Below are 7,699 nucleotides of genomic sequence, written 5' to 3'. Positions count from 1 at the left end.
TTCTTTAAGCGTATCAAGCATTTTCGTCGCGTCGCCACTCGATATGACAAACTCGCCCACAGCTACCTCACCTTTGTCTCCATCGTGTCTGCCTTCGGGCCGCTCTTAAATGTGAACAGGACCTAATACGATAAACATATGATCCGGCTCTGGGTATGCATCGAGCAACCCGCGCACCGAAGGATGTGATAACGCCAGATCATCATTACCTACTGAGGCATGCCGTTTGAAAACCTCATCCAGTTGCTTCTCGATTGCCGAACGCTGTATAAGTGGGAATTGCGAGTGGTATACACAAAGGTGCACGCGCACGTCCTGAGCCGGTGCCCCTTGCCTATACATCGCGCGCGCCACATCGAATAGAGGGCCGATATTGGCCATGCGAATCAGACCCAGACTCACACGCTTGCCGCTAGCCCGATCGACGGTGTGATTCTGCTCATCCTGATGCAGTTTCCACGCGGACTGTAACGCGCGTATCGCGAACGCTTCGCGGCGTGTGTCCTCAGCCATCGGCAACCACGCCTGCGGTAACTTGACCAAAGTCGCGCGCCGCCGGACTTCCGCCGTAGCAAGACTATCGCAGCGCTTCTGCACGAAGGCATCGTGCCGGGTTCTGAAATGGTCGCCATTGGCGCAATCGGCATGTGTTTGGGCGAACTCGTCGACCCATAAACAGGTCACGCAGGGCACTTCGTCCGGCCGCTCGCCGACGTTACGCTGGTGGTACGTGCGACCGTCCAGATAGGCAAGGAACAGCCCCTGCACCAAAGCTGGCGGCAAGGTCGCCGAAGACAGTAGCACCCGCGCACCGAGCAAGCCCGCCCAATGCACCAGGCGAGTTAGCGCCGGAAGATCGGCCATGTCGAAATCGTCTGGTTCGTCCAGCACCAGATCGCTTGTCATCAGGCGCAGCATCGGTACGATCTGGCGTCCGCCCTGCACGCTTTCGGTTGCAGGCGTCAGATGATCAATCGTGCAAACCAGGACGGGGGCAGCGAGCAACGACCGCACTTTCACATCGTCCGTCAACCGCTCGAGCAGCGGATGACCTGCATGGCCCCCGAAACCAATCTCGTCGTCTCCGTCCAACAAGCGGTGGCTCGACGCGGAACCCGTGGCTTCCGCCTGTGCCTCGCGATACTCAAACAAGGCGCGGCTAATCTCGCTCCCCGCCCGAACGACCAGTTCATCGTCTCTCAGACCGAGGTCTTTCTGGAGTGTCATGCCAGTTTGCATCGTGAGGGCGCGCAGGCCGATCGCAAACGAGCAGCGCATGCCGCGCTTCGAGTCTGCCAACGCATTCATGATGCGTGCGTTGCCTAGAGTCTTGCCGCAGCCGGTCGAGGCCATGTTGATCACGAATGCACCGTGTTCGGCAGCGCGCGTGTTCAGGTTCCTGGCCAGATCCGCTGCTTTATCCTGCCATTGAAAACGTACATCATTCGTAAGCTCTTTGAGTTTGTGATCGCTTTGCAAGTAAGGCAAGCAGCTCGCCAGCGTCGGCAACGAAGCTGCGATCAGCGATGCATGCGCCTGTACGCCCAGCAAATGTTCGTCGAGCGTCTGATTGAGTTTTGGTTTCGAAGCGGCAGAGGGCGATGTTTCATCGATGCGTGTATTGGCATAAAGCGGATAGCCTGCGCTCAAGAACAGCGTCCGACGCGCTTCGTCTTTAAGGCTTGAATAATAGTGGTCGGCCAACATCAGACATAGTCGCGACACATGCATCACAAACGGATCGTGCATTAACAATGACTTCGTTGCCGAAGAACGCAAAGCTAATAACTCGCGCGCGAAACGCGCTGCTTGCTCGCGCCATGTCGAGGTAGCTATGGGCAGTCCGTACAAAAAGCGCCAGTGCATAACCAAGGTCTGGTGTGGCACCGGTTTGAACCGCCCCGGCTTTGTCGAGCCGGTCCAATTCGGTCACGTACGAGCTGTTCACCAACCAGATGCCCAGCGCGATGTCGGTGGGTAATGCCGAGATGTTCATGGCGCGCGAGCGTCTGGCCTTCGATCGTGCGGCGCTCTATACCGGCACGCCGGCCGCCGACGATGCGATCGGCCGTGGCGCGCTGATGCACAAGACCTCCGACGACGCGTGGGCGAAATACAGCACGCTGCCGCAGGAACCGAACGAAAAACTCATCGCCGACAAGTTCAACGAGCAGCGTCTAGGCATGCAGAAGCTGATCGACCAAGGCTACGCCGACGTGCGCTCGAAGGATCAGGCGAAGGTCAACGCCGACGCCACCGAAATGCAGGCCGCCTTCAGCGAGTTCGCGAAGACCGGCGTCGAGTTGCGCAAGCTCCAGTTCGAACATGCGAAGGCCGCGTATGACGCGGGTCAGGCGCAATTCTCGATGTTCCGCATCAGCTCGATCATCGCGATCGTGATCGGCCTCGCGGCGGCCTTCGTGACGTGGTTCTCGTTGCGCAGCCGTATCACGCGTCCGCTGGATGCCGCGCTCGCGCAGTTTGGCGCGATTGCATCGGGCGATCTGCGCCGCTCGGTACACGTCACCTCGAACGACGAAATGGGCGCGCTGCTGCGCGGCCTCGACACGATGCAAACCAGCCTGATCGACACGGTTCGCACGGTGCGTTCGGGCAGCGAATCGATCGCGTCGGCCACCAAGCAGATCGCGGCGGGTAACGTCGATCTGTCGTCGCGCACGGAAGAACAGGCGTCCGCGTTGCAGGAAACCGCTTCGAGCATTGATCAGCTCACCGGCACGGTGAAGCAGAACGCCGACAACGCGCGTCAGGCGAGCGTGCTCGCGGCCAATGCGTCGGAAATCGCCGGCAAGGGCAGCCATGTCGTGTCGCAGGTCGTGACGACGATGGGCGAGATCAACCAGAGCTCGACCAAGATCGCGGACATCATCGTGATCATCGAAGGCATCGCGTTCCAGATCAATATTCTCGCGCTCAACGCGGCCGTCGAAGCGGCGCGCGCGGGCGAGGAAGGCCGCGGTTTCGCGGTCGTCGCGGGCGAAGTGCGCACGCTGGCGCAACGTTCGTCGGCTGCCGCCAAGGAAATCAAGGAACTGATCGATACGTCGGTGGCGCGCGTGCAATCCGGCGCGTCGCTGGTCGATGAAGCCGGCCGCACGATGAGCGAAATCAGCACGGCCGTGCAGCGCGTGACGGACATCATGGGCGAGATCGCGGCGGCATCAGAAGAACAGTCGAGCGGTATCGATCAGGTGGCGCGCGCCGTCACGCAGATGGACGAAGTCACGCAGCAGAACGCGGCCCTCGTCGAGGAAGCGGCGGCGGCGCAGTCGCTGGAAGATCAGGCGGCGGCCCTGCGCAGCGCCGTGCAGACCTTCCGTCTTCAGGAAGCGTAAAGCCAACGGGAGCGCGCGGCGATGACATCGATCGTATGTGACGAATGCGGCTTCGAAGCTCGCAGCGCGATGACGACCTGTCCGCGCTGCGGTCATGCGCTGCGCGAGACGGTGGCGATCGCGAGCGGCAGACGCGTGTCGGCCGCGCCATCGCAACCGGCTTCTCAGCCGGCGTCGAGTTCGCGCAACCGCTTGCGCGCGTTCGCCGGACTGCTGACTTTCTGCATGGCCGGCATGGTCGGCGTCACGATCTGGTCGAATCGTCCGACCGTCGATTCAACCAAGGCGCTGGTCGCGTTCGGCCGCATCCAGACGGTCCAACAAACGAACGCGCGCACGGTCCATCCGTGATCGGTTTCTAATCAAGGATAACGAATAATTTCGCGCACGCTCGTGCATTGTCGATGCACGCGTCTCACTCTTCCGTCTGATCAAAGTAGTTTCTACAGCGGATATTGCGTCGTTATGCGGTATCCCTCACAGAATTAATATCGGCCTTCAGAATTCCTTTACTACAATCCGTTCTGCGTTTTTCTCACGACGCGGTTTTCGGAGCGGAAGATGGTCGACGATGGTCGGACAGAACGGTCAGGACTCCCTGCTTCGACATGGCGGCACTCGTTGCTGCGCATCGCGAGCGCATGCGCGATCGGGATATTCCTGTCCTTCGTCATGCCGCAGATCGTCGGCGACGACTATGCGTCGCGCAAGGCGGCGCGCGTCGCCGCACCGTTCCTCGGCGCGCTTTATCATGCCGACACGCGCGACAGCAAGATCACCGTTCTGCTGATCGACGATCAGGCGCTGATCGATGCCGGCACCACATGGCCGCCTCCCTACGACTACTACGCCGACGTGCTCGAGAACGTCGCGAATTACGCGCCGCGCGCGGTATTCATCGACCTGATCTTCTCGTCCGCACGCGCGGAAAACGTGCAACGGCTGGTCGACGCCATCAATAAGCTGAAGAGCAAAAAGACGAAGGTTTATCTGGCGGCGTCGCTCGACGAGCACGGCAAGCTTTCCGTACGTCACGAACTGCAGATCAGCGCGGCCAGGACGGTTGCCGTCGAATACGATCCCGACGAAGTGGATCATGTGGTCTGGGAATATCCGACCACGAATTTCGGCGATCATAAAGAGCATCCTGAAGAGCGCCGCGAAACTCAGGCGGAACGTCCTCGCAGCGCCGCACTTGCGATCTACGAAGACCTGTTCGGCGAAATCAAGGACAAGCGCGAACCGCTCGCGCTGACCTGGGGACTCGCGCCCGTCACCGATGGACTCGAATGGACGCTCGCTCCCGCGAAGTCCCAACTTCACGCGGCGAGCGGCGAAGCGGCGCATGCGCACAATGCAGCGGAGAAGCCGTCGCTCTATTGCAACGAAAACCAGTCCACCGTTCCGCTGATTGTTCAAACCATGCTGCATGCCGCCATTCCCGATCACGGCAAGCCTGCATGCGTGTTTCATCACACGCTGTATCAGCGCGAATTGCTGTATCCCGATGAAACGCTGTCCGCGCGCCATCACCAGATGTTCGACGAACGCATCGTGATGATCGGCACGGCATTCGATTACTCGAACGATATCGTCGTCTCGCCGATACAAGGCCGCATTCCCGACATCTATCTGCATGCGATGGCACTCGACAATCTGATCAGCAGCAAAGGCGAATACATTCCTGCCGTGAAATTCGAGCCCACGCCCGACTGGCCTCATGTGCGCGCGTTTTTTCTTCTGTTGACGGGACTCATCGGCGTTGCGGCGGTCATGTTGATCAAGGAGAACCTGCTCGAGAAATGGGAGCACGCCTATCACGCGCGATGCGTCGCACGGGCGCGAGCACGCGCCACGACCGTGCATACCGCGCGCGAGCAGCGCTTCTATCGCGTACAAGACAAACTCCTCGACGCCGCACGATGCATCGGCCTCAAGGCGGGCGAGATCGTGGTGTCCGTGCTGCTGGTGGGCATCGTGTTCGTCGCAGGGCAGAAGTTTTTCCACGTCGCCTATCTCTCGGCGATGGAAGTGACCTTGTATGCGCTCGTCAGCGAATGGCTCGAATGGAATACGAAGCTGGTCGGCTGGTTCAACAAATCCGAGGAGACGTCGTGATGAAAAGCATGCCCCTGCCCTTTCGCCTGACGATGGCCGCGCTTGCCCTGACTGCTGCGAGCTTTGCGCACGCGGACGGCCCTCGCATCCTGTCGGCCAATCCCGCCGATGCCAAGGAGTTGACGCTCTACCGCACGCCATCGCGCAGCGATGCCGCCGGCAAAATTCCGGCGCAAGGCTTCCCGTGGACTGTTTTATCGAAGTCCAAGGGCTTCTATCAGGTATCGACGTCGCAAGGCAGCGGCTGGGTCAGCGCGATGGACGTTCGCGCGGAACTGACGGCCTCCGTCGTATGCAGCACGCCGCCCGCGACGCAGCATATCGCGGGCAATATGAACGCAGGCTCGGCCCGGTGCAACTGATCATGAATCCGCGAACGATAAAGATCGGGCTCGCGCTCGCGTGCGGCCTGGCGGTATCGGCCTGCTCGGATACGAAGCTGCCGACGAGTTTCTCCGACCTGTCGAACATGATGCCGGGCACGAAGCCCCAGAGCACGATGAAGGCCGGCACCATTCCGCCGCCGATTCAACGCGAATGGCCGTCGGTCGCGGAGGATCTCAACAACAATCGCGCGGACGGCTGGGGCCTCGTTTCGATGCCTGAAATGGAGCGCTATTTGAACGGGCTCCTCGCCAAGATCAAGCGCACGGCGGGCGTGCCGGATTATCCCGGCACCATGCATACACCGCCGATACGGCGCTTGCCGCGTCGTCGTCCGCTACGGGTAACATTTATATTTCGTAGTACTTGATACAAGTGGTCGACAGCGAAGATGAAATCTTCGCGTTGCTGTCGCACGAGTTCGGCCACGTCTATCTGAATCACTACGCATCCAACGATGTCAAGACCGCAGGCGAATCCGCTGCGGCGCTGACGACGCTCGCCTGGTCCTACGCCAACAAGCGCGCCAGCGCGACTGAATGATCCGACGTCGACAATATCTTCGTCGTGCAGGCGCTCGGCACGCGCGCGCTGTTTCCCGCATGGCAACGCTCGTACGAGGAGCAGGCCGATCTGTTCGGCGCGACCATCAGTCTGAAATGCGGCTATTCGTATCCGGAAGGCTTCAAGACTTTCCTCGATCGCATCGGCGCATACGACAAGGAAGCGAAGCAGCGCCAACAGCAACTCAGACAGATGCAGACCGCCGCCGCGCGCGATCAAACCGTCAAGGACGCCGACAAGCAACCGATGAAACTGCCATCGATGGGCGGCTCGCTCTCGTCGCTGAATTCGCAAATGGGCACCTTCAACAGCCTGTCCGATGCGCTCGCCAAAGGCACCGACAACGCCGTGGACGTGAAGGGAACGATCGGCGGCGCGGCCTTCGATGCACAGCGCTCGCTTGAAGATCAGGTCGGTTCGGCGGTCGAATCGCTTCAGGAAACACACGGCGATGCGGAAGAGCGCGAAGCCGATTTGCGCAAGGCCATCGAACCTTTGTTCGGCGATGAAATGCCCGACGCCAAGACCGCGCCGTGGAGCAACGCGCGCAAGCAAGGCGCGACGCCGACCATCCTCGCTCACTACGCGCTGGTGCCGAAGGTGCAGGCCTTACAGGCGCAAAAGCGTTATGCGGAAGCGGCCGCGCTGCTTCAGACCGTGGGTTCCGGACCGACCGCCAACGACGCGCTGCCCTTATACATGCAGGTGAATCTGATGGATTTGTCGCCCGCATCGCGACAGGACGGCGCCATCGGCATCATGCGCCGCAATCTGAACGCGCGCGAACGCTCATGGCAATTGCAGGCGAACCTCGCCACGCGCATGGCGCAGCGCGACAAATCCGGCGCGACGAGCTTCATTCAACAGCAGTTCGATGCGTTCGGCCGCGCGCCGTTGACATGGCCGATCATGGTCGGCTTCTACCGGCAGACCGGCGACTTGAAGACGGCAAAGGACATGGCCGGAACCTGCACGATCTCGCATCCCGAGTATCGGGCGCAATGTATCGCCGCCGCACAAACGCCGGCCGAAACCAAGACCGCCGAAAAATCGACCGGCATGGGACATATCCATGAAGTGCTGAACCGGTTTATCGGCTCAAACAAGTAAGCGCGGTCGATCTTTAGTCATGCGAGATGCGCCCGGCATACTAGGTCCTGCTCACATTTAAGAGCGGCCCGAAGGCAGACACGATGGAGACAAAGGTGAGGTAGCTGTGGGCGAGTTTGTCATATCGAGTGGCGACGCGACGAAAATGCTTGATACGCTTAAAGAAG

Annotated in this window: 8 protein-coding genes and 2 pseudogenes; 8 read left to right on the top strand and 2 right to left on the bottom strand. The window is 60.4% G+C overall.

What is annotated here, in order from left to right; all coding sequences use genetic code 11:
• Nucleotides 1-126, top strand: a pseudogene (locus tag BVER_RS32930) (IS5/IS1182 family transposase); the annotation flags it as partial.
• Here BVER_RS32930 and cas3f read toward each other — a convergent pair.
• Nucleotides 106-1,866 (bottom strand): type I-F CRISPR-associated helicase Cas3f, encoded by a 1,761-nt coding sequence (gene cas3f / locus BVER_RS26305; RefSeq protein ID WP_083452374.1) that lies wholly within the window; start codon nt 1,864-1,866, stop codon nt 106-108. The pseudogene BVER_RS32930 and the gene cas3f sit on opposite strands and share 21 nt — an antisense overlap.
• A gap of 41 nt (nt 1,867-1,907) precedes the next feature.
• Here cas3f and BVER_RS26300 point away from each other — a divergent pair, with 41 nt between their 5' ends.
• The 7 genes from BVER_RS26300 to BVER_RS26275 all read left to right on the top strand — a co-directional run bounded on the left by BVER_RS26300 (nt 1,908) and on the right by BVER_RS26275 (nt 7,532).
• A complete protein-coding gene (locus BVER_RS26300; RefSeq protein WP_050455766.1) occupies nt 1,908-3,356 on the top strand; it encodes a methyl-accepting chemotaxis protein in 1,449 nt (482 codons plus the stop codon).
• Nucleotides 3,357-3,377: 21 nt separating this feature from the next.
• Entirely contained in the window at nt 3,378-3,707 is a 330-nt protein-coding gene (locus BVER_RS26295; protein WP_050455765.1) for a hypothetical protein, read from the top strand.
• A gap of 270 nt (nt 3,708-3,977) precedes the next feature.
• Nucleotides 3,978-5,474 carry a CHASE2 domain-containing protein gene (locus BVER_RS26290; protein WP_050455764.1) on the top strand — a complete coding sequence of 499 codons (1,497 nt, stop codon included), beginning with the start codon at nt 3,978-3,980 and terminating at the stop codon, nt 5,472-5,474.
• Nucleotides 5,474-5,836 (top strand): SH3 domain-containing protein, encoded by a 363-nt coding sequence (locus tag BVER_RS26285; protein WP_050455763.1) that lies wholly within the window; start codon nt 5,474-5,476, stop codon nt 5,834-5,836. The genes BVER_RS26290 and BVER_RS26285 overlap by 1 nt, the downstream gene beginning before the upstream one ends.
• A 2-nt stretch (nt 5,837-5,838) precedes the next feature.
• Nucleotides 5,839-6,228: a hypothetical protein gene (locus BVER_RS26280; protein ID WP_157056238.1), complete on the top strand. Its 390-nt coding sequence runs from the start codon at nt 5,839-5,841 to the stop codon at nt 6,226-6,228.
• A 5-nt stretch (nt 6,229-6,233) separates the two neighbouring features.
• Complete coding sequence (locus tag BVER_RS31915) at nt 6,234-6,401, top strand: M48 family metalloprotease (RefSeq protein ID WP_198155394.1); 168 nt, start codon at nt 6,234-6,236, stop codon at nt 6,399-6,401.
• A gap of 24 nt (nt 6,402-6,425) precedes the next feature.
• Entirely contained in the window at nt 6,426-7,532 is a 1,107-nt protein-coding gene (locus BVER_RS26275; protein ID WP_050455761.1) for a hypothetical protein, read from the top strand.
• Between the two features lie 40 nt (nt 7,533-7,572).
• On the opposite strand, the pseudogene BVER_RS32925 reads toward BVER_RS26275, so the two are convergent.
• Nucleotides 7,573-7,699: pseudogene (locus BVER_RS32925) on the bottom strand (IS5/IS1182 family transposase); the annotation flags it as partial.

Source organism: Candidatus Burkholderia verschuerenii (genome assembly GCF_001189365.1).
Classification (GTDB): Bacteria; Pseudomonadota; Gammaproteobacteria; order Burkholderiales; family Burkholderiaceae; genus Caballeronia; species Caballeronia verschuerenii.
The sequence above is the reverse complement of the archived record's forward strand: the minus strand, read 5'-3'. Positions and strand labels throughout refer to the sequence as shown.